Here is a 21,223-nt window from a genome sequence, read left to right as displayed (position 1 = left end):
ATATTGGATAGATATCACTTAAATAAATATGTACTAAAGGCGACAGGCCACTATCCAAAGCAAAGAAGTAATCTTTGGTTGGGTTTAAATCAAGCTAAAATCAAATGGGTTAGGTCGACCTTTAAAATATTATCTGAGGAAGCGAAAAATGAGGAGCAAAAAGAGAGAGTTAAAGAAGCAAGAAATTATATATATTCTAACTGGGCAGGCATAGAAAATTACGCCAATGAGCCAAATGCTGAAGGATGTAGTGCAGAAGGTCATGTAAGTCATGTATTGGCTTCAAGAATGTCTTCCAGGCCCTTAGCCTGGTCAGAAGATGGTGCAGATCGAATGGCAAGATTAAGAGCATTTAAATATAATGGTGGTAAAAAGGCTGATTTATATCGACTGTATGAGCATAAGGAAAAAGAAAAAAGAATCAAAATGAGAACAGAAAAAATTATAGATCACAGGAAAACACTATTTCCTGTTGCTAAAGAAACAGTTCCTGCCTTACGCAAAGGCAAAGTTGCTGGTTTGCAAAGAGCAATAAAGTCTCTTGCATTCTAAAATATTTAAAGGGAGTCTTAATCTATTTCCAAAAGCTACTTGACACAATCTATCCATTATTTTATTTGACAAAAGGAATTAATTTATATATAATATTTCTTGTTGACAACGGGCTATAGCGCAGCTTGGTAGCGCGCTACACTGGGGGTGTAGAGGTCTCCGGTTCAAATCCGGATAGCCCGACCATTTTAGTAATTAGGCCCTTTTATGGGCTTTTTTGTAGTTATAGAGCTTAAAATTTGGAATTATATGATTTGATTTAAAAATTATGACACTATAAAGGAGTAAAAATGATAAGATATTCTTTAATGACCCTGGGCTGTCCCAAAAATGAAGTTGACAGTCAGCATATGAATGGTTTTTTAAGAGGAGAAAAAGAATTCAAATATACAGATAAGTTTGAAAAAGCAGAAGTGATTATTATTAATACCTGTGGTTTTATTCAGGATGCAAAAGAGGAGTCGATTGAGACAATTTTAGCAGCACTTGAATATAAAAAACATTATAACTGTAAATCAGTAATAGTTACGGGTTGTTTAACCCAGCGCTACAGTGAGGAATTAGAGGCAGATATTCCGGAGATTGATGCAGTCCTTGGTACTTCTAATTTTGATAAAATAGCTGAAGTTATAAAAGAAAGTCTGGAAGGTAAAAAGACTGGTGGAGTAGAAGCAGCCGGTTTTGATTACAGTTCTTCCCTGCCCCGCGAATTAGATAATGAGGTTTATGCTTATTTAAAGATTGCCGAAGGTTGTAATAATAACTGCACTTACTGCAGTATTCCACAGATTAGAGGTGCAGTTAAAAGCAGATCAATAGCTGATATCACAGCAGAAGCTAAAACAATTGCTGAGAGTGGAATTAAGGAGTTAATAATTATCGCACAGGATACAACTCAGTATGGGGTTGATATTTATGGACGTTCTACCCTGGCTCCACTCCTGAGAAAACTGGCAGAAGTAGAAGGTATAAAGTGGATTAGAGTTTTATACAGCTATCCTGAATTTATAAATGACGAAATAATTGAGGTTTTTGCAGAAGAGGATAAAATTTGTAATTATTTTGATCTGCCAATTCAGCATTCTTCTGCAAAGATAAGAAAGTTAATGAATCGTAAAGGAAATGAAGAAGATATCGCTAATATTATTAATAAGATAAGAAATAAAATTCCTGATGCAAAGATTAGAACTTCTTTAATTACCGGTTTTCCTGGTGAAAACGAGCGTGATTTTAATAGTTTAAAAGAATTTGTTAAAAAATATAAATTTGACAGATTGGGTGTTTTTGAATTCTCCAGAGAAGAGGGAACTGCAGCCTATAATTTAGGTCAGAGAGTTTCAGAAAAGATTAAATCCGAAAGAAAAGAAGAAATTATGCAGCTGCAGCAGGAAATCTCTCTGGCTAAAAACAAAGAGTTAGTTGGACGTAAAATTGAGGTAATAATTGAAGATCAGGACCAGGAAAATTATCTGGCAAGATCTCGTTATGATTCACCGGAAATTGATAATCAAATTTATCTTCCAATTAAAGATCACAATCTTGAAATTGGAGAAATTTATCAGGCTGTAATAAAAGAAGCCTTCCATTATGATTTAATAGGAGAGATTGAGGATGAATCTACCAAATAAACTGTCTGTTCTAAGAATTTTACTGGTCCCTATTATTATATATCTACTTTTAATTAATTCCTTAACTACCAGTATTGCTGCTCTTGTTGTTTTTATTTTAGCTGCCTTAACTGATAAATATGATGGTCATTATGCCAGAAAACATAATTTAATTACTACTCTGGGTAAAATTCTTGATCCACTGGCAGATAAATTATTAATTATTGGTGTTTTTACGGCCTTTGTAGAAATAGGTGTTCTTTCTACCTGGCCTTTACTGATTATTGTAGCCAGAGAGCTTGCAGTTACAGGATTAAGAGTTGTTGCAGCTGATCAGGGTTCAGTAATTTCGGCTAATATCTGGGGAAAAACTAAAACTACTATCCAGATGTTAACAGCAGTAGTCTTAATTATAAACCCCCTAATTCTTGAACTGCCGGTGCTTTTAACTGAAGGTTTAGTCTGGCTTACTGTAATTATTACCATTTATTCTGGCTATACTTATTTTGCTGGAGCAGAGGTTGACTATTCTTAGATAATAAATACAGGAGGAAAATCTTATGATTAATAAAATAAATCATTTTTTAGCAACCGGTTTTTTTAGTGGTCATCTTCCCGCCGCTCCCGGTACCTGGGGTTCTTTACTAATGGTAGTACTTCTATTTTTCTTTCCAGTTTTAAATAATATGTACCTAATTTCTGCTGTTTCTATCGGAGGAGCCGCAGTTGCTACTTTTGAACAAAGACAGACAGGAATTAAAGATGATAGTAGGATAGTAATAGATGAGATGGCCGGACAGCTGCTTACATTCTATACTCTACCAACAACTCTGCCGGTTTTAGTTGGGGGTTTTATTTTATTCAGATTTTTTGATGTTCTAAAACCCTGGTTAATAGAAAAAGCTGAGGTTTTACCAGCTGGTCTGGGAGTAATGATGGATGATATTCTGGCCGGGCTAACATCTTTAATTATCTTAAAAATAATAATAATTTTAATTTAATTATTCTAATCAGATTTTAATTCAATCGGCCTTAAATAGGTCGATTTTTTTATTTTAAAATGATATACTAAAATTGAGGTGTTTAGAATTGAAGACAGCCATAATAGCTACTGGATCTGAATTAATTAGTGGACTTGTACAGGACAGTAATTCTAAGTTTTTAGCTGAGAATTTAGCCAATTTAGGTTTTGAGCCTGAAAACATTTTTATTTGTGGAGATGAAAAAGAAAATATTAAAAAAACAATTTTTACTGCCAGTCAGAGTGCTGATTTGATTTTTATATCAGGAGGTCTGGGACCAACTAAAGATGACCAGACAAAAGAGGCATTTGCTGAAGCACTTGATTTAAAGCTGCTTTATTCAAAAAAAATTGAAAAAAAGCTAGAAAATATCTTCTGTAATCATAATTCGAAGATGACTTCCAATAACTTATCTCAGGCATATATTCCTGAGGGAGCAGAAATTATCAATAATGAAAAAGGGACAGCCCCAGCTTTGAAAGTTAAAACAGAACATAAAACTTTTTATTTATTACCTGGTGTTCCTTCAGAATTAAAGTATTTATTTAAAAATAAGATTTTAAAAGATCTTAAGAAGAAAAGCAAAAACACACTATTTATTAAAGAATTCAACTTTATAGGAATTGGCGAGTCAACCCTGGCTTCTAAAGTAGAAAATTTAACCTTAAACCCTGCTCTTAAGATTAGTTATCAGGCTGGACGAGCTGAAGTAAAGTTGAGGCTTAAAATTGATGAGAATAGTCAGTTAGCTGCAGAAGAAAAAAAAGAAGTTATTAATAAAGCTGCTGGCAAAATTAAAGCAGAATTTAAAGAATTTATATATGGAGAAGATCAGCAGGATATATTAGATAAAGTTCACAAATTATTAATCTCTAAAAATTTAAGTATAGCCACAGCTGAATCATTTACTGGTGGCCTAATTGCTGAAAGACTTACTTCCAGAGCAGGGAGTTCAAAATATTTTTTAGGATCGATAGTTGCCTATAATGAAGAAATAAAAAAAGAAATATTAGAAATAGAGTCTGAGCTTCTGGAAAGGTATGGAGTAGTGAGTCGAGAGTGTGCTAGAGCAATGGTCGAGAATACTGCAAGAATTTTTGATTCAGAGATTGCTGCTGCAGCTACTGGAGCTGCCGGTCCAGCCAGTCATAATGGTAAAAGTGCAGGTACAATGTTTGTTGCTCTTTTTTATCAAAATAAAATTAAAGTTTTTAAGTTGCAAAAAAACTATGGTCGGGAAATGAATCGTTATTATGCTTCACAGATTGTGTTATTTGAAATTTATAAATTAATAAAGGAAAGCGAGGAAAATTAAAATGTTCAAAAAAATAATTTATCTAATTATTATTATTTTTTTACTGTTTTCAGTTTCAAATTTTGCTCTGGCTCAGGAAGCCAAGGCAGTTGAAGAAAAAACATCTGCTGAGATTTTTTCTGAGGCGTTAAATGATTATAATTCAGAAAATTTTGCCCTGGCTCAAGAAAAATTTAATCAGCTTCTGGAAACTGAAAATTTAGATGAGGGATTACAATTTAGTGTTTTATATTATTCGACTATGACTGCAGTTAATCGATATCAAACTACTAAGGCAATAGATTCTTTAGAGAGAATGAATGATTTAGGATTTCAGAGTGGAAATTTAAACTGGCAGATTGCAGAACTATTTTTAAATGAAAAAAACCAATTTGATAGTGCAAATTTTGAAGAAGCATTGAAATATCTTGAAAAAGCAAAAAGTCTGGGTTTAAATAAGCTTGACTTTAAAAGAGACCTTGCTTATGCCTATTTAGAAAATCAAGAACTGGAGAAAGCTGAAAATTTATATCTGGAAATAATTAAAAATGAGGCCAGTGCAGCTGATTATCTAAACCTCGCAAAAATCAAAGAAAAACAGGGAAAATTAAAGCAGGCAGTAGAATATTATGAATCTGCTCTTGAATTAAATGGAACTCAATCTTCACTTTATTTGAATCTGGGTAATTTATATCAGCGTTTAAACAATTATAATTCAGCAGTATCCATTTTTAATCAGGGTATAAAAACCAGAAAAGATTTTGCACCTTACTATATTGGACTGGGAGAAAGTTATATCGAACTAGAAAATTATGAGAAAGCTCAAACCGCACTGAAAAAAGCCGTGGGAATTAATAAAAATTCTTATTATGGTTATTATTTACTGGGAAATGTAGAAAAAATAAAAGGTAATTTAAATCAGGCTTTAAATTACTACAGCCAGGCCTTAAAATATAACCCTGATTATGTAGAAGCATATTTAGCTGAAGGAAAGGTTCATTTAGAAAGAGAAGAATATTACCGTGCTATCTCACGTTTTTCACTGGCAGTAGATAAAAATCCTAATTATGCAGAGAGTCGTTATTATTTAGGAAAAGCTTATTACCAGGCGGATATGTTAGAGGCGGCCAGAGCCGAACTTAGAAAAGCTCTGCATATCAATGACAGGTACCAGCAGGCAAGAGAACTTCTGGATAGAATAGAAAAAGAATTAAATATTAATTAAAGGGTGTTATAAATGAGACTTTTTATAGCAGTTAATTTTAATTCACGCAGCAAGAAGTTAATAGAAAAAAAGCTGGAGTATTTAAAAACTAAAATAAATAGTGACATTAAATGGGTCGAAAGAAATAATTGGCATTTAACGCTTAAATTTATTGGAGAAACTTCAGATAAAGATAAGGAAAATTTAATAAAAGCCTTAAAAGAAATCAATTTTAATCAAAAAAATGAGTATATCCAATTTGCAAAGCTTGATGCATTTCCGACTAGTAAAACAGCTAAAGTAATTTATCTTGCTCTGAAGCAGGGAAAAGATATTTTGTCTAAGATGCACGATAAATTGGAAGAGGAGCTGCTTAAATATGATATTGAGAATGATCAAAGGGATTATGTTCCACATCTAACTCTGGGGCGCAACAAAAGTAAGCCCTTTAAAATTAAAGAAGAACTGCTGCAGGAGAACTTTATAAATATTTATGCAAAAATTGAAAGTATCAGCCTTTATAAAAGTGAGTTAAAAGCTAGCGGCCCAGAATATATTGAATTATTTTCCATTAAATAGAAATTAGCCCTTGCAATCATTAAACATCTGTTCTATAATATAATTAAAGACAAAAATTGCAGTTAAAATATATTTGGGGAGGAAGATAAATTTGGCAACTAGTGATAAAGAAAAAGCGCTTGATAAGGCAGTTAAGAGAATTGAAAAACAGTTTGGTAAAGGTTCAATAATGAGACTTGGGGACTCACAGAAGTTAAATGTAGAAGCTATTCCTACAGGAGCTTTACCTCTGGATCTGGCTTTAGGTATTGGTGGGATCCCTAAAGGAAGAATTATCGAGTTATATGGTAATGAATCATCAGGTAAGACAACTTTAGCCCTCCATATAATTGCAGAAGCCCAAAAATTGGATGGTATTGCAGCCTTTATTGATGCTGAACACGCACTTGATCCTAAATATGCTAAAAATTTAGGTGTAAATATTGATAATTTATTAATCTCACAGCCTGACAGTGGAGAAGAAGCTTTAGAAATTGGAGAAGCACTGGTCCGGAGTAATGCTGTTGACCTGGTGGTTATTGACTCTGTTGCTGCTCTGGTACCAAAGGCAGAATTAGAAGGAGATATGGGAGACTCTCATATGGGACTGCAGGCTAGACTAATGTCTCAGGCAATGCGTAAATTATCCGGAGCAATTAGTAAATCTAAGGCAGCAGTTGTATTTATCAATCAGATTAGAGAAAAAATTGGGGTGATGTTTGGTAACCCTGAAACAACTCCTGGAGGGCGTGCACTTAAGTTTTATTCTTCTGTCAGAATAGAAATGAGAAGATCACAAACGATTAAAGACGGAGATAAGCTAATTGGTAGTACAGCTAAAGTAAAAGTTGTTAAAAATAAAGTGGCTGCTCCCTTTAGAAATTGTCAATTTGATATTATGTATGGTACAGGAATTTCACAGCCTGGATGTGTTATTGACCTGGGAGAAGAAACTGGAATTGTAGACAGAGCTGGTTCCTGGTATTCCTATGGTGATGTTCGTCTCGGCCAGGGTAGAGAAAACTCTAAAGAATTTCTGCGTGATAATCCAGAAGTTATGGAAGAGATTGATCAAAAAATAAGAGTAAAAGTTGGTCTTATTGATGGTGAAAATGAAGATGAAAGTGAAAAAGGAAAAGAAAAGGAAGAGGAATAATTCCCAATGGATCAAATAGATAAAGAAGAATTTTCGAAAGCACGTAATAAGGCCTTTAAATTACTGAGCTACCGGGAAAGAACTATTAAAGAAATTGAAGATCGTCTGCGCAAAAAAGATTTTACTGAGGAAGTTATTAAAGCAGTAGTCGATTTTTTATTGGAAAAAGATTATTTAAATGAAGAGCGTTTTGCAGAAATGTGGATCAGGTCGAGAAAAAAGCATCATCCCCGCGGCAGAAAGTTAATATATAAAGAACTTAAAAATAAAGGTGTAAATCAAAAAATAATTAATTCCGCTTTAAATCAGTATTTAAGTGAGCAGGATGAACTAGAAATGGCTGAATATTTAATGGAAAAATGGCTGCGCAGACGGACTGAAGAAGATAGTTCCAGTTATAAATTAAAAAACTATTTAGCTAATAAAGGTTTTAGTTATGATTTGATTTATCAGATAACAGATAAATAAGTATTAAAGCCTGCTTTTAGCGGGCTTTTTCCTTTTTATACCAGATTATAGACTTTTCTTGACATAAGGTGCGAAAAAAGTTAAAATATTATTAGTAAATGTAAATATAAAATTAAAAAATTGAATATTAGACAGGAGGTGAATATTATTAATGGAGCTATGTTATATTTTATAATAGCCCTACCTCTCGGAATTGTAATTGGGTATTTAATTCGAAAATATATTGCGAAAGCACGTATGCAGTCTGCCGAAGAAGAAGCAGAGAAGATACTCCAAGATGCAGAAAGAGATGCCAAGGCAAAGAAAAAGGAAACTATTCTTGAAGCAAAAGAAGAAGCTCATCAGATTCGGGAAGAAGCAAATAAAGAAAGTCAGAAAAGAAGAGATGAGCTGCAGAAATTAGAAAATAGATTGATGAAAAAAGAGGAAAATCTTGATCGTAAAGCTGAAAACTTAGATCGTAAAGAACAGAGCATTAAAGATCGAGATAAGAATTTAGCAAAAGCTGAAGAGGAAATTGAAGAAATTAAAAAAGAACAGAAAGAAAAATTAGAAATGATTTCTAGTTTCTCAGAAAGCGAAGCAAAAAATTATCTTTTAAATAAGGTAGAATCTGAGCTGGATCATGAATATGCTAAAATGATTAAAGAAAAAGAAGCTCAGGCAAAAGAAGAATCTGAGAAAAAGGCTAGAGAAATTATTTCACTTGCAATACAGAGGTCTGCAGCTGATCATGTAACAGAATCAACTGTTTCTGTTGTTAATCTTCCAAATGATGATATGAAAGGTAGAATTATTGGACGTGAGGGAAGAAATATCAGAACTTTAGAGAGTCTAACAGGTATCGATTTAATTATTGATGACACTCCGGAAGCAGTTGTTATATCTGGTTTTGATCCAATTAGACGTGAAATTGCAAGAATTGCTTTAGAAAAATTAATTATTGATGGTCGAATTCATCCAGCTAGAATTGAAGAAATGGTCGAAAAGGCTGAAAAAGAATTAGATCAGCACATTAAAGAAATTGGAGAACAGGCAACATTTGATACAGGAGTTCACGGCTTGAACCCTGAATTAGTCAAGTTGTTAGGAAGACTTAAATTCAGAACAAGTTATGGACAGAATGTATTACAGCATGCTATCGAAGTATCCTATTTGGCAAGCATTATGGCTGCTGAACTGGGTGCTGATGTTACTCTTGCAAGACGGGGTGGCCTTCTTCATGATATTGGAAAAGCAATCGATCATGATATGGAAGGTACTCATGTTAATCTTGGTGTTGATACTGCAAGGAAATATGGTGAAAGTGAAAAAGTGATTCATACAATCGAAGCTCATCATAGTGATGTTGAATTTAAATCAGTAGAAGCAGTCTTAGTTGCAGCAGCAGATGCAATTTCCGCAGCAAGACCAGGAGCCAGAAAAGAAACATTAGATTCATATATTAAGAGACTTGAAGATTTAGAGGGAATTGGTGAGTCTTTTAATGGTGTAAAAAAAGCTTATGCTATTCAGGCAGGAAGAGAAATTAGAGTTATTGTTGAGCCTGATAAAATTAATGACATCGAAAGTACCAAAATGGTCAGAGATATTACTAAGAAAATAGAAAAGAATCTCGACTACCCTGGACAGATTAAAGTTGTTATCATTCGTGAAACCAGAGTAGTAGATTATGCTAAATAAAAATAATTAATTATGAAATTAATGGGCTCCTCTTTTTGAGGAGCCTTTAATAAATTTAGGATATTAATAAAGAGGGAAAGTAAAGTTTAATGTATAGGAGAGATTTTTAATGAATATTTTATTTATTGGAGATATTGTAGGCAGAGCTGGGAGACGTGCTGTCAGAATTTTTTTAGATCAAATAAAGACAAAACACGATATTGAGTTTGTGATTGCAAATGGAGAAAACTCTGCTGGAGGTTTTGGGATAACTAAAAAAGTTGCAGCAGAATTATATGGATATGGAATAGATTTTTTTACAATGGGTAATCATACCTGGGATAATAAAGATATTTTTAAGTTTATTGATGATGATCCTAATCTTATCCGGCCTTTAAATTTTCCAGAAAATAATCCGGGACAGGGTTGGCAGACTTTAAAAGTTAATTCCAAAAAAATTACTCTTGTCAATTTAATTGGTCAGGTTTATATGTCCGGTTATGATTCTCCCTATCACAAATTTATGGGATTATATCCTCAAATTAAGAATTCAGATATTATTTTGGTTGATTTCCACGCAGAAGCAACCGGAGAAAAAATGGCATTTGCCAGAGCTGTAGATGGGATGGTAACCGCAGTGATAGGTACCCATACCCATGTACAGACAAATGATGCTCAAATTTTACCTGAGGGAACTGGATATATTACTGATGCGGGTTTAACTGGAGCAGTTGATTCTATTTTAGGGATGAAACCTGATAAAATGATAGAAAAAATGATAAACTCTCTCCCTGTTAGATATGAAGTAGGAACAGGGGAAGTAAAAATTGAGGCCGTTTTAATTAAAGTAGATGAGAAGACTAACACTGTCAACCAAATCATGGAAATTAAAAAAAATAATTTATAATTTTTTTCTTAATAAGCAGGAATTTATTTCATTTATGGCTAATATATTATATAGAGGGAAATAATATTTTATCCAATCAAGGAGGTAATAGACGAAGATGGAAGTATTAAAAGTATCATCTAATTCTAGTCCTAACAAAGTCGCTGGGGCTCTGGCCGGTGTTCTTCGGGAAAATGGAAATGCAGAACTACAGGCTGTTGGAGCTGGAGCGCTTAATCAGGGGGTAAAAGCAGTAGCTATTGCAAGAGGATTTGTAGCTCCGAGTGGAATTGATTTAATTTGTATTCCTGCTTTCACAGATATCGAAATTGATGGAGAAGAGAGGACAGCAATCAAGTTGATTGTAGAACCAAGATAGAAATTTTATCTGTTTGCCATTCTGGCAGACAGATTTTTTTATTTTTAATCTTATTTTAACTTGTGTTATAGAGGTGTTAAGTTATATAATAGATGTAGTTAGGACTATTTAGTAGACTTGCTTAATTATAACTTATTATATTTTTGAGGTGGCAGAGTGGAAAAAATATTAGTTGTTGAAGATGAAGCAAAAATAAGAAAAATAATTAGAAGTTATTTAAATGAGTATTACGAAATTTTTGAAGCTGATAATGGAGAGGAAGCTTTAAAAATTTTCAAAAATAATTATTTTGATCTAATTATATTAGATTTAATGCTGCCTGAGATAAGTGGGGAAAGAGTATGTCAAAAAATAAGGCAGGTTTCTGAAATCCCGATTATTATGCTTACTGCAAAAAGCAGTCAAGAAAATAAAATTGAAGGTTTCAATTATGGTGCAGACGATTATCTTACTAAACCTTTTAGTCCCAGAGAACTACTGGTCCGTACCAGAGCTATCTTAAGACGCAGCAGCAATCAAGAAAAAGCAGGTATTATCATCTTAAATGATGGAGAATTCAAAATATATTCTGAGGAAATGATAGTAAAAAAAGATAATGATGATTGTCAGTTAACAAATACTGAATTTAAAATACTTATGGTGTTAATTAATAATGCCGGTCAGGTTTTAAGTCGAGAACAGCTTGCTGACAGAGTAATGGGACTGGAATTTAGTGGTTTTGACAGAACTATTGATGCTCATATTAAAAACATACGCAAAAAAATGGAGCTGGAAAAAGACCAGTATATTGTCACTGTGTATGGAGCAGGGTATAAGTTTATAGGTGATATTTAATGTCCAGACTGGGTAAAAAGTTATTTGCTGTTTTTCTGATGTTAGTTATTTTTTCATTACTGCTGGTCGGACTGTTCATTAATTTTTCTATTGGAGAAAGTTTTAATGACTTTATAAATTTACAGAGAGAAGAAACTATTAGTGAACTGGCTGCAGTGCTCAGTGAAAACTTAAAAAATAATGATTTTAATAGTGTACAAACTTTAGTTGATAATTTCAGCAGAACTAATGGAATTCCTATCTGGATTGAAAATAACAAAGGAGAATTTATTTATTTTTCTGCTCAGCATAATCAGATGTCTCAGATGATGAGAAGAATGGGGATGAATGGGAATAGTCCTATGAATATAAGACAGCTACCTGGTGAGCTTCCAGGACAAACAAAGTCTGAAGCAGTTATTGTAGATGGTCAAAAGGTACTGACCCTCTACTGGAAAAACATTAATCCCGAAAACCAACTTGATTCAGGTTTATATAATTATTTTAAGAAAAATGTCTATAAAGCAATAATATTTAGTGCTTTAATTGTAATTTTATTAATTATAATTTTATCATTTGTTTTGTCTAAAAAAATAACAAAACCTGTAATTAAAGTTAAAAATGCTGCTCTTGAAGTAGCTCAGGGAAATTATCAGCAGAATATTGAAAGCAGAGGAGATGACGAATTAGCTGAACTGGTAGATGCTTTTAACTTAATGAGTGAAAAGCTGTTAAAATTAGAGAAAATTAGAAAAGAATCAACTGCTGATTTAGCTCATGAATTAAGGACACCACTGACAACAATTAAAGGTTATCTGGAAGCGATAGAGGATCGAAAAATAGAGGCAAATCAGGAAAACATTACTGAAATGCAGGAAGAAACCCAGAGAATGACAGTTTTGATTGATAAATTAAATGAATTTGCTGATGCTCAAAATAAGATTTTTAATTTAGAAAAAAAACGGGTTAATATAACGCCAATAATAAAAAAAATAATAAAACAACAGCATAAATTTTTGAATAAAAAAAATATAAATGTTAAATTAATGTTGAAAGAAAACCTTTATCTGCGAGGGGATTCAAACAGCTTATTCCAAATTTTTAACAATATTATTGAAAATGCAATTAAATACAATAATGAAAATGGAGAAATTGAAATAAAAGCTATAAAAGAAAAAAATAATTTAGTTATTTATATTCAGGATAATGGGGTTGGAATTAGTGAAGATGATCTGCCCTTTATCTTTGAAAGATTTTACAGAGCAGACAAATCAAGAAATTCGCAAAATCAGGGTACAGGTATTGGTCTGGCAGTTGCCAGAGAATTGATGGAAGCTCATCAGGGAAAAATTAGAGTTGAGAGCGGTGAAGAGGGGACTTTATTTAAGTTGATTTTTCCAGAGACTAGAGATTAATTTAAAGGATTATTATACTTTATATTGAAACTAAAATTAGCGTAGAATATATTAATTATTATTAGATTTAAGAGGAGTGATAGGATTGGATTTAAATCGTATTTGGAATTTATTGACATTAGGTGGACCAATGACTATACCACTTTTAATTGCGTCGGTGTTTAGTCTGGCAGTAATTATTGAAAAAACAATTTTCTTTTACAGGAATAATGATAACAATTTTAGATTAATTAAGCGAATTGAAATTTTAGTTGAAGAAGGAGATATTTTAAGTGCTTTAAATGAATTAAAAGGCAAAAAAGGTACTAATGCAAAACTTTTATCAACTGCTCTGGCACATAATAGTGAAGATCCTTCTCGTTTAAGAGAGGTCTTGCAGGCTGTTGGCGAGGATGAAATAAAGAAAATGGAAAGACATCTGCCTATTTTAGATGTTGTGGCTATGATTTCTCCTCTACTTGGTCTTTTAGGAACAGTAATTGGAATTATTAGCAGTTTTAATATCCTGGGAACAGCTGCTGGGGCAGCAAACCCGGCTCAGATAAGTTCTGGGATTGCAGCAGCACTAATTAGTACTGCTTTAGGACTTATTATTGCTATTCCAACTGCTATCTTTTATTCATATTTTGCTCATAAAGTGGAAAGAAGAGCTCATCAGATGAATTTAAGTATGGTTGAGATTGTTGATGTTGTCAGCAATAATAGAGGTGACAGTGATGTTCAAAACTACTCTTAAGAAAAAAAGTTCAATCAATATTATTCCAATGATTGATGTTATATTTTTTCTTTTAGTATTTTTTATGCTCTTTACTACATTTAGAACAGCTCCTGAAGGAATTGAAATGCAGCTGCCAAAAGCTGTAACTGCTACAGAACAAAATACAGAAAACTTTATTGTACAGATTGATTCGGAAGGTAATTATTATTATCAAGATCAGTCTCTGGATTTAAATCAAATTATTTCGGAAGCGGAAGTTGCAAATAATGAAAATAATAAGTTGACAATTGTAATTAGTGCTGATAAAAATACTCGTTATGAAAACGTGGTGTCTTTAATGGATGGTCTGCGTAATGTCGGAATTACAAGACTGGCACTAGCTGCAGATAAAGAAGATAGTTAATGGGATGGTGAATTTATGCCTAATAACAATAATGATAGGAAGTTACTGGTTTATGTAATTGTTTCAATGATTTTTCATCTCTTAATACTTTATTTTCTTCCAATCGGCTTTCTGCATGGAAGTGCTAAAAGTGAGAGCAAATTAAGTGAATATGGTTATGTACAGCTGGTTGATTATCAACCTGCTCCTTTAGAGGATAAAAATTCGGAAGCAGCGGCAGAATTAACTGAAGATCCAGCCAGAGATGAAAAGGAAAAAATTGTTGAGAAAAAAGTGGAACCGGAGCCGATACCTGAGCCGGTGCCCGAACCTGAACCAGAAGAAGAAATTTCTAAACCGGAACCTGAGCCCGTAATGGAAGAGAAAAGCAAAATGAAAACTGAGGTTGATACTGAAACTGAAAAGGAAAATATAGAGAAGAAGGAATCAGTGCCTGAAGCTGAGGTAAAATCAGCTGAAGAAAAGCCAAAACCTGCTCCTGAACCAGAAGTAGAAAAAGTTGAGCCAGAACCTGAGCCAAAACCAAAACCAGAACCAGAACCGGAGCCGGAACCCGCTCCTGAACCTGAACAGAATACAACAAAAAATGAACAGGAGCTTATGGCAAGTAAGGAAAGTGAGAGCGAGGTTGAGGTAGTCCAGGAAACTAGTTCTGAGAAAAAGGTCGAAACAGAACCTGTTGAGTCCAAAGCTGAAAATTCAAAATTAGATGAAAAACCCACAGAGGAGACTATAAAAGCAGCTCCAGAGAAAAATACGCAGAAGAATATGGAAGAGACCGAAGAGCCTGCGGCAGAAGAAACTACTCAAGATAGTGCGGCAGAGCAGGAGGAAGAAGATGTTAATCCTCCACCTCCACCAACTGCAGGAGATTTAATTGGTTTAATTGAGCCTCCAACTTTCCCGAAAGATTTAGTGGGTAGTCGTTCTGAAGGTACAGTTAGATTAATGGTCCAGATTTCACCTGGAGGTGCTGTTAATAATATTCAGCTTGTAGAATCTTCTGGTCATGATTCTATGGATAGAGTAGCTCAACTGACTCTGGAACACGGATGGGAATTCAAAGAGTATCAACAGTCTTATAGAATTCCAGTTTCAGTAAGATATTATATAGATGAATCTGATAACACTCAAGTAGATGTAAATATTGGTGAAGTTGAATTTGTTTCTGGAGGTGAATGATAATTAATGTATAAGTATAAAAAAATTATTTTAATGGTGCTGCTTTTAATTCTAACTTTTAGTTTTAATACAGCAGCCCAGAACAATTTCTTTCAAAATGAAGATGAGCATAATAACCTTCGTTTTGGAAATGAATATATAGTAATTGTAGTTAATCAAAACCAAAATTCCCAGGGAAGATTTGCTGTAGAAACAACTGGAGGAGCACCAGCAAGAGAAAATGATGATAATAAATCTTTAATTTATGGTCGTCCAAATCCCTGGACTTCATATACATCACTCTGGATTAATGGGGAAAAATATGTGTTTGGTGGCTCAACAGAACGAAGAGCTGGTGATGGAGCAAAATATGGTGAGGTTATTCAGGAACCAACTGTAAAGGATAATCAAATAATTACCAGAACTCGTTTCGGAAATATTGTAGTGGAACAAATTCTCTCAATAGTAAAAAGCTCAACAACCGGACTTGCAGATAGTGCCCAAATACAGTATAGAATTATTAATCAGGGTGATCAGGAAGAAAAGGTTGGCTTGAGAGTAATGCTGGATACAATGCTGGGAGAAAATGATGGAGCTCCTTTTAGACTGGGAGAAGACACTATTTCTACTGATAAATTATATTATAGTAAACAGCTCGATGATTTCTGGCAGGCTTTTGATAGTGTTTCCAATCCTCAGGTTACGTCACAGGGTTCCTTTATTGGTCCGGATGTAAGTACACCTGATAGAGTTTATTTTTCTGACTGGGGTAGTCTGGCTGATGGTGTCTGGGATTTCGATTTTAATCCAGGGCAGGAATTTATTCGCAAAGGTGAGTATGAGATTGATAGCGCTATGGCCATGTACTGGGTCCCTGAAATTATTAAACCTGGAGAAAGCAAAACTTATATTACCAAGTATGGACTCGGTGGAATTACCATTGTTCCTGGTATTTTATCTCTGGGAGTCACATCACCAGCAGAAGTTACTTTAGACGCAAATAATCAGAGCTTTCCTGTTGTTGCTTATTTAGAGAATACATCTGAGATTAATGCCCGTAATGTATCAATAAGAATTGAACTACCTGATAACTTTAGCGCTGAACAGATAAGCAGAAATATTGGTGATATGGCACCAGAAGATATATCTCAAATAACCTGGAATGTGAGAGCTAATAATCGTAATAAACTTCCTGAAGAAATGACCTATCGGGTTAAAGTTGAGGCAGATAATACTGATTCTAATGAGGTGGAAAGAAAAGTTGAATTTTTAGGTCCACCTGAATTAAATGCAAATATTACTTTGTTGGAAGAGGTAGAATCAGTTGAAGGAAAACTGGAGCCAAATCCTTTTAGAATTCAGGCTAAAATTAATAATTCTGGAGAAAGTTCTTTATATGGGGTAGAAGCAGAATTAATTTTACCTCCTGGCTTAGTGACAGCAAGCAGTGAAAAAAGTAAAAAGAGACTTGGTATTTTAAGAAAGGAAGAAAGTATTAATATTAACTGGGCAATTGAAGCTTTAAGAGTTGATGGAACTTTACCTTTTGCCTTAAAAGTAAGCGGCTTAAATAATTATCAGAAAACTATTGTTGAGGAAATAAATCTCCCACAATTAAAACCGTTAATTTTACTTAAAGAAACTATGGGACAGCAGGATAAAGATTATTATGCAGTAGATATTATTGCTGCTAATATTGCTGAAGCGGAAAATATTAGTTTTGAACTAAATTATAATAGTGATAAACTGTTATTGACACACATTTCACGTGGAGATTTCTTTGTCGGTGATAATAATTTGTTACCTTTTAACCGACCGGACAGATCTAAAATCGGAAAAGTTATATTTAATCAGGAATTTCCCTTTAATAAAGCAAATGGTGTGATAGCTACAGTTCATTTCATTTTAAAAGAAGACAGTCCTGGAAGTATAAACATTAGTAATCTAAAGGCTGTAAATGGATCAGGAAATACCTTTCAAATTGAAATTAGAAATAATCTTGAGGAGGAAAATTAAATGTTAAATTATAAAAGTGTTTTTTTGATAACCTTATTATTAATCTTGGTTTTTAGTGCAGGTGCTCTGGCTCAGCAGTTCGATGATGTACCCCGGGACCACTGGGCTTATGATAGTGTTCAGATGCTGGCTGAAAGAGGATATTTAAGCTTATATTCTGGTGAGGATTTTAATGGTGAACAGCCATTAACAAGATATGAAATGGCCGAAATAATTGCCAATGTATTGAAAAATACCGCCGGTGATTCAGCATCTCAAAAACTTTCTGAAGAAGATGTTGATGTAATTAGAAAATTATCATTAGAATTTAGAGATGAACTCGTTAAAGTTGCTGAAAGACAGAAAGAATTTGAACAGAGACTAAATAATTTAGAAGACAAAAATCAGATTCAGGATGAAGATATAGCAAATATTAATGTTCGAGTTTCACAAATGCAGGAAAAAGTTCAAAAAGTTTCAGATTTAGAAGAAAGCGTAAATCAAATTAATAATCAGATTGCCAGTATAGAAGACAAACTAACTACTATCCAGGAAGAAGGACTATCCGGGAAGCAGCTCCAGGCACTGGAAGACAATCAGAGTATTAACAGGACAAGAATAGAGGAACTTGAAAACAGAATTAAAGAATTAGTGGCAGAAAAGGCTGCTGCCCAGGAAACCAAAAAAGATGGTAGTTCTTCTATAAATACTGGCTATATTCTTGGTGGTTTAGCTTTACTGGCCTTATTACTTTAATTTCAGGCTAGTGTTGCAAAAAATTATGATTAAGGAGCGTAGTTTATATGTCCAGGATTCATTTTAAAGAGATAATTATATCTTTAGCTTTAATTATGATATTGAATGCAGTATTCTTACCCTATACGATGCCAGCTGCTGAGCTTAAAGCTGCTTCTATTGAAAAAGAAGATATCTATACCGGGTTGGGTCTTATGTTTTTGTTAGTTGTTCTTTCCGGTGATGGAGATAATAAAAATGATGGTGTGAGAAAAGATGATTATCATAGCTATAAAAACTTTAGTGCAGAGGAAATAGAAATACTGGCCAGCATAATTAATGCAGAAGCTCGAGGTGAGAGCTATAAGGGGAAAGTTGCGGTAGGAGCTGTGATTATTAATAGAGTTTATCATCCTTCTTTTCCGAATTCTATTAGAGAAGTTGTTTATCAATCCGGACAATTTACTCCTGTAGAAAATGGGATGATTAATTATTCTCCCGATAGTGACTCGTTTAAAGCTGCCTATGATGCAGTAAGTGGTCTGGATCCCAGCAAAGGAAGTCTGTATTTTTACAATCCAGCTAAGTCTAAAAACCCATCCTTCTTTGCTGACAGAGAAAAGGTTGTAACTATAGGGAATCATGTGTTTTTAAAATAAATAATTAATAAAGAACCTCAGCCAGTTTAATTATAGGCTGAGGTTCTTTTATACATGATATTACTATTGAGTTAGATTTTTAATCAGTTTCAATGATTTTTTTTACAGCTACTATCTTTTCAAATTTTAAATCTTTTGTTACTTGATACATATTTCCACCGGCTGAAGTTTTGGGTATCTCATTAACTCTAATTTCATTAATCTCTCCATTTTTAGCTGCAATAAGTATTTTATCATCTTTAGCTGCTTTCACAGCTCCTGCTAATTTGTAATTTGTATTGGAAAAAATCCTTATCCCTTTGCCATTTCTTTTCTGAGCTTTAAAACTTTTTAGTCTAATCTTATTAGCTCTGCCATCATCGCTAATTGAGACTAAGAAATTTTTCGGATCAAAAGTGTTAAAGTACAGTACCTCCTCATTTTCTCCCAAATTTATTGCCTTACTGCCCAGAGTATTGCGTCCGGTTGTAGAGAATGTGTCACCACTAAATCTAATCAAATAACCATTTTTACTGACCACAATTAAATCCTGGACAGCATCAGTCTTTTCGACATTAATTAGCTGATCATCATCTAATTTAATTGCTCTAATGTGGCTGTAATTTGTTCTGTATTCATCAGCATTACTTCTTTTAATTAAGCCTGATCTGGTAACAAAAGTGTAATATTGATTCTCAGATTCATCTGCCTCTTTAGCTAAAATATTAAGTGAAATAATATTTTCTTTTATGGGGATCTGAAGATATTTACTTAGATTATCACCGGTAGCAAGCCCGTGATGTTCTTCGATATCATGAACCTGTAAATTATATACTTCCCCGTGATCACTAAAGAAGAGAAGCTGATCTAAAGATGAACCTTCAACAGTTGAGATTAAATAATCATTTTTGGCTGCTCTTAAATTGCTGAATTCATCATTTCTTTTTATAATCCCCCGATAGGAAAGGGAAAGGACTGCATTTTTTTCTTTAATTAAGTCATCTTTAGTAATTTCTGCCTGACTATCATCAGCAATAATATCGGTTCTTCGCTGATCGTTAAAACGTTTTTTGATTTCTTTTAATTCTTCCCGCAGAACATTATTTAATTGATCTTTATTATTCAGGATATTTTTATAATACTTTATTTTTTCAGCAAGTTCCTCTCTTTCAGCTTCCAGTTTTTCAAATTCCATTCCGACCAGCCGCTGCAGCTGCATCTCCAAAATTGACTGGGCCTGTTTTTCCGAAATCTCCAGAGCTTCCATCAATTTATCTCTTGCTTCTTTTTTGGACTGGGAATTTCTGATTACCTGAATTACTATATCCAGTTCGTCAATAGCTCTTTTTAGACCTTCCAGTATATGATACCGATTTTCGGATTTATTTAAATTATATTCAGTATGATTTTTGATAACTTCTTTGCGAAAATCTAAAAAATGATTTAAAATTTCTAAAAGTCCCATCACAACAGGTTTTTTATTATTGAGTGCTAAAAGATTGATTCGAAAGTTATTCTGTAAATTTGTATATTTATATAATCTGTTTAAAGTTAATTCTGGATCAGCACTGCTTTTTAACTCAATAACAATTCTGATACCTTTTTTATCAGATTCATCTCTTAAATCAGAAACAGAAGAGATTTTCCCTTTATTTACAAGTTCAGCAATTTCTTCAATTAATTTAGCTTTATTAACCTGATAGGGAATTTCAGTAATAATTAAATTTCGATGCCTGCCTTCTTTTTCAATTTTACTCTTTGCTCTTAAAGTGATTTTCCCTTTACCAGTCTCATAAGCAGCTTTAATTCCATCATTACCTACTATGGAAGCACCAGTTGGGAAATCAGGACCGGGTAGATGATTATTAATAATTGTATCCAGTCGGGCATTAGGGTAGTCCAGAAGGTGGATCAGAGCGTCTATAACCTCTCCTAAGTTGTGAGGAGGGATAGAGGTGCTCATCCCTACAGCAATACCGCTGGAGCCATTTACTAAAAGATTTGGTATCTTGGAGGGTAATACTTCCGGTTCCTGGAGGCTGCCGTCAAAGTTATCAATAAAATTAACAGTTTCCTCATCGATATTATCTAACAGAGCTTCGGCAATTTCTGTTAGCTTTGTTTCTGTATAACGCATAGCAGCAGCACTATCACCATCAATTGAACCAAAATTACCGTGGCCGTCAATTAATTGATAACGTTGATTAAAGTCCTGGGCCATCCTGACCATAGCATCATAAACAGCACTATCACCATGGGGGTGGAATTTACCTAAAACCTCACCAACCAGGCGGGCTGATTTTTTATGTGGTCTGTTGTGGAGCAGCCCCAATTCTCGGGCAGCAAAAAGTATTCTTCTATGGACTGGTTTTAAACCATCTCTAACATCAGGCAGAGCTCTGCCGATTATTACACTTAAGGAATAATTCAAATAAGCATCTTTCATTTTATCTTCAATTGCAATTGGATAAATTTCTTCTTTCATTATCGATCTCCTCTCAAATTAATCGTTTTCTGCTTATTTATAATACCATTTTTATCATAGATTTTGCAAATT

The 21,223-nt window shown here is 33.7% G+C and carries 21 protein-coding genes and 1 tRNA gene; 21 read left to right on the top strand and 1 reads right to left on the bottom strand.

What is annotated here, in order from left to right; all coding sequences use genetic code 11:
* From DFR79_RS13210 to DFR79_RS13105, 21 genes are all read left to right on the top strand, one after another.
* Positions 1 to 552 (top strand): UPF0236 family transposase-like protein (locus DFR79_RS13210; protein ID WP_208107551.1); only part of this gene is annotated, 552 nt, incomplete at its 5' end.
* Positions 553 to 661: 109 nt separating this feature from the next.
* A tRNA-Pro gene (locus DFR79_RS13205) sits at positions 662 to 738 on the top strand.
* A 104-nt stretch (positions 739 to 842) separates the two neighbouring features.
* Positions 843 to 2,180 carry a 30S ribosomal protein S12 methylthiotransferase RimO gene (gene rimO / locus DFR79_RS13200; RefSeq protein WP_133515946.1) on the top strand — a complete coding sequence of 446 codons (1,338 nt, stop codon included), beginning with the start codon at positions 843 to 845 and terminating at the stop codon, positions 2,178 to 2,180.
* A complete protein-coding gene (pgsA, locus tag DFR79_RS13195) occupies positions 2,164 to 2,694 on the top strand; it encodes a CDP-diacylglycerol--glycerol-3-phosphate 3-phosphatidyltransferase (RefSeq protein ID WP_133515945.1) in 531 nt (176 codons plus the stop codon). Before rimO ends, pgsA begins: the two co-directional genes overlap by 17 nt.
* Positions 2,695 to 2,719: 25 nt before the next feature.
* On the top strand, positions 2,720 to 3,160 hold the full coding sequence (locus tag DFR79_RS13190) for a phosphatidylglycerophosphatase A family protein (RefSeq protein ID WP_133515944.1): 441 nt from the start codon (positions 2,720 to 2,722) through the stop codon (positions 3,158 to 3,160).
* An 88-nt stretch (positions 3,161 to 3,248) separates the two neighbouring features.
* Positions 3,249 to 4,496 (top strand): competence/damage-inducible protein A, encoded by a 1,248-nt coding sequence (locus DFR79_RS13185; protein ID WP_133515943.1) that lies wholly within the window; start codon positions 3,249 to 3,251, stop codon positions 4,494 to 4,496.
* Between the two features lies 1 nt (position 4,497).
* The gene (locus DFR79_RS13180) at positions 4,498 to 5,700 is read left to right on the top strand and encodes a tetratricopeptide repeat protein (RefSeq protein ID WP_133515942.1); all 1,203 of its coding nucleotides are present in this window, start codon (positions 4,498 to 4,500) and stop codon (positions 5,698 to 5,700) included.
* A 12-nt stretch (positions 5,701 to 5,712) separates the two neighbouring features.
* A complete protein-coding gene (thpR, locus tag DFR79_RS13175) occupies positions 5,713 to 6,258 on the top strand; it encodes an RNA 2',3'-cyclic phosphodiesterase (protein WP_133515941.1) in 546 nt (181 codons plus the stop codon).
* A 91-nt stretch (positions 6,259 to 6,349) separates the two neighbouring features.
* Complete coding sequence (recA, locus tag DFR79_RS13170) at positions 6,350 to 7,393, top strand: recombinase RecA (RefSeq protein ID WP_133515940.1); 1,044 nt, start codon at positions 6,350 to 6,352, stop codon at positions 7,391 to 7,393.
* Positions 7,394 to 7,399: 6 nt separating this feature from the next.
* Complete coding sequence (locus DFR79_RS13165) at positions 7,400 to 7,861, top strand: regulatory protein RecX (RefSeq protein WP_133515939.1); 462 nt, start codon at positions 7,400 to 7,402, stop codon at positions 7,859 to 7,861.
* 159 nt (positions 7,862 to 8,020) lie between these two features.
* Positions 8,021 to 9,544 (top strand): ribonuclease Y, encoded by a 1,524-nt coding sequence (gene rny, locus DFR79_RS13160; RefSeq protein WP_133515948.1) that lies wholly within the window; start codon positions 8,021 to 8,023, stop codon positions 9,542 to 9,544.
* A gap of 109 nt (positions 9,545 to 9,653) precedes the next feature.
* Entirely contained in the window at positions 9,654 to 10,430 is a 777-nt protein-coding gene (locus DFR79_RS13155; protein ID WP_133515938.1) for a TIGR00282 family metallophosphoesterase, read from the top strand.
* 97 nt (positions 10,431 to 10,527) lie between these two features.
* On the top strand, positions 10,528 to 10,788 hold the full coding sequence (locus tag DFR79_RS13150) for a stage V sporulation protein S (RefSeq protein ID WP_111571335.1): 261 nt from the start codon (positions 10,528 to 10,530) through the stop codon (positions 10,786 to 10,788).
* Positions 10,789 to 10,944: 156 nt separating this feature from the next.
* Entirely contained in the window at positions 10,945 to 11,622 is a 678-nt protein-coding gene (locus DFR79_RS13145; RefSeq protein WP_133515937.1) for a response regulator transcription factor, read from the top strand.
* Entirely contained in the window at positions 11,622 to 13,016 is a 1,395-nt protein-coding gene (locus DFR79_RS13140; protein ID WP_133515936.1) for a sensor histidine kinase, read from the top strand. Before DFR79_RS13145 ends, DFR79_RS13140 begins: the two co-directional genes overlap by 1 nt.
* A gap of 76 nt (positions 13,017 to 13,092) precedes the next feature.
* Positions 13,093 to 13,752 carry a MotA/TolQ/ExbB proton channel family protein gene (locus tag DFR79_RS13135; RefSeq protein WP_243727799.1) on the top strand — a complete coding sequence of 220 codons (660 nt, stop codon included), beginning with the start codon at positions 13,093 to 13,095 and terminating at the stop codon, positions 13,750 to 13,752.
* Positions 13,733 to 14,137: an ExbD/TolR family protein gene (locus DFR79_RS13130; protein ID WP_133515934.1), complete on the top strand. Its 405-nt coding sequence runs from the start codon at positions 13,733 to 13,735 to the stop codon at positions 14,135 to 14,137. Before DFR79_RS13135 ends, DFR79_RS13130 begins: the two co-directional genes overlap by 20 nt.
* 15 nt (positions 14,138 to 14,152) lie before the next feature.
* Positions 14,153 to 15,319: a TonB family protein gene (locus DFR79_RS16150; RefSeq protein WP_166638055.1), complete on the top strand. Its 1,167-nt coding sequence runs from the start codon at positions 14,153 to 14,155 to the stop codon at positions 15,317 to 15,319.
* A 6-nt stretch (positions 15,320 to 15,325) separates the two neighbouring features.
* Complete coding sequence (locus DFR79_RS13115) at positions 15,326 to 17,314, top strand: hypothetical protein (protein WP_133515932.1); 1,989 nt, start codon at positions 15,326 to 15,328, stop codon at positions 17,312 to 17,314.
* Entirely contained in the window at positions 17,315 to 18,049 is a 735-nt protein-coding gene (locus DFR79_RS13110; RefSeq protein ID WP_133515931.1) for an S-layer homology domain-containing protein, read from the top strand.
* Between the two features lie 47 nt (positions 18,050 to 18,096).
* A complete protein-coding gene (locus tag DFR79_RS13105; protein ID WP_133515930.1) occupies positions 18,097 to 18,687 on the top strand; it encodes a cell wall hydrolase in 591 nt (196 codons plus the stop codon).
* A gap of 79 nt (positions 18,688 to 18,766) precedes the next feature.
* On the opposite strand, the gene gyrA is transcribed toward DFR79_RS13105, so the two are convergent.
* Positions 18,767 to 21,151, bottom strand: coding sequence for a DNA gyrase subunit A (gene gyrA, locus DFR79_RS13100; RefSeq protein ID WP_133515929.1), 2,385 nt, complete (start codon positions 21,149 to 21,151; stop codon positions 18,767 to 18,769).
* Positions 21,152 to 21,223 lie beyond the last annotated feature (72 nt).

The sequence above is a fragment of the Halanaerobium saccharolyticum genome (assembly GCF_004362045.1).
GTDB lineage: Bacteria > Bacillota > Halanaerobiia > Halanaerobiales > Halanaerobiaceae > Halanaerobium > Halanaerobium saccharolyticum_C.
The sequence above is the reverse complement of the archived record's forward strand: the minus strand, read 5'-3'. Positions and strand labels throughout refer to the sequence as shown.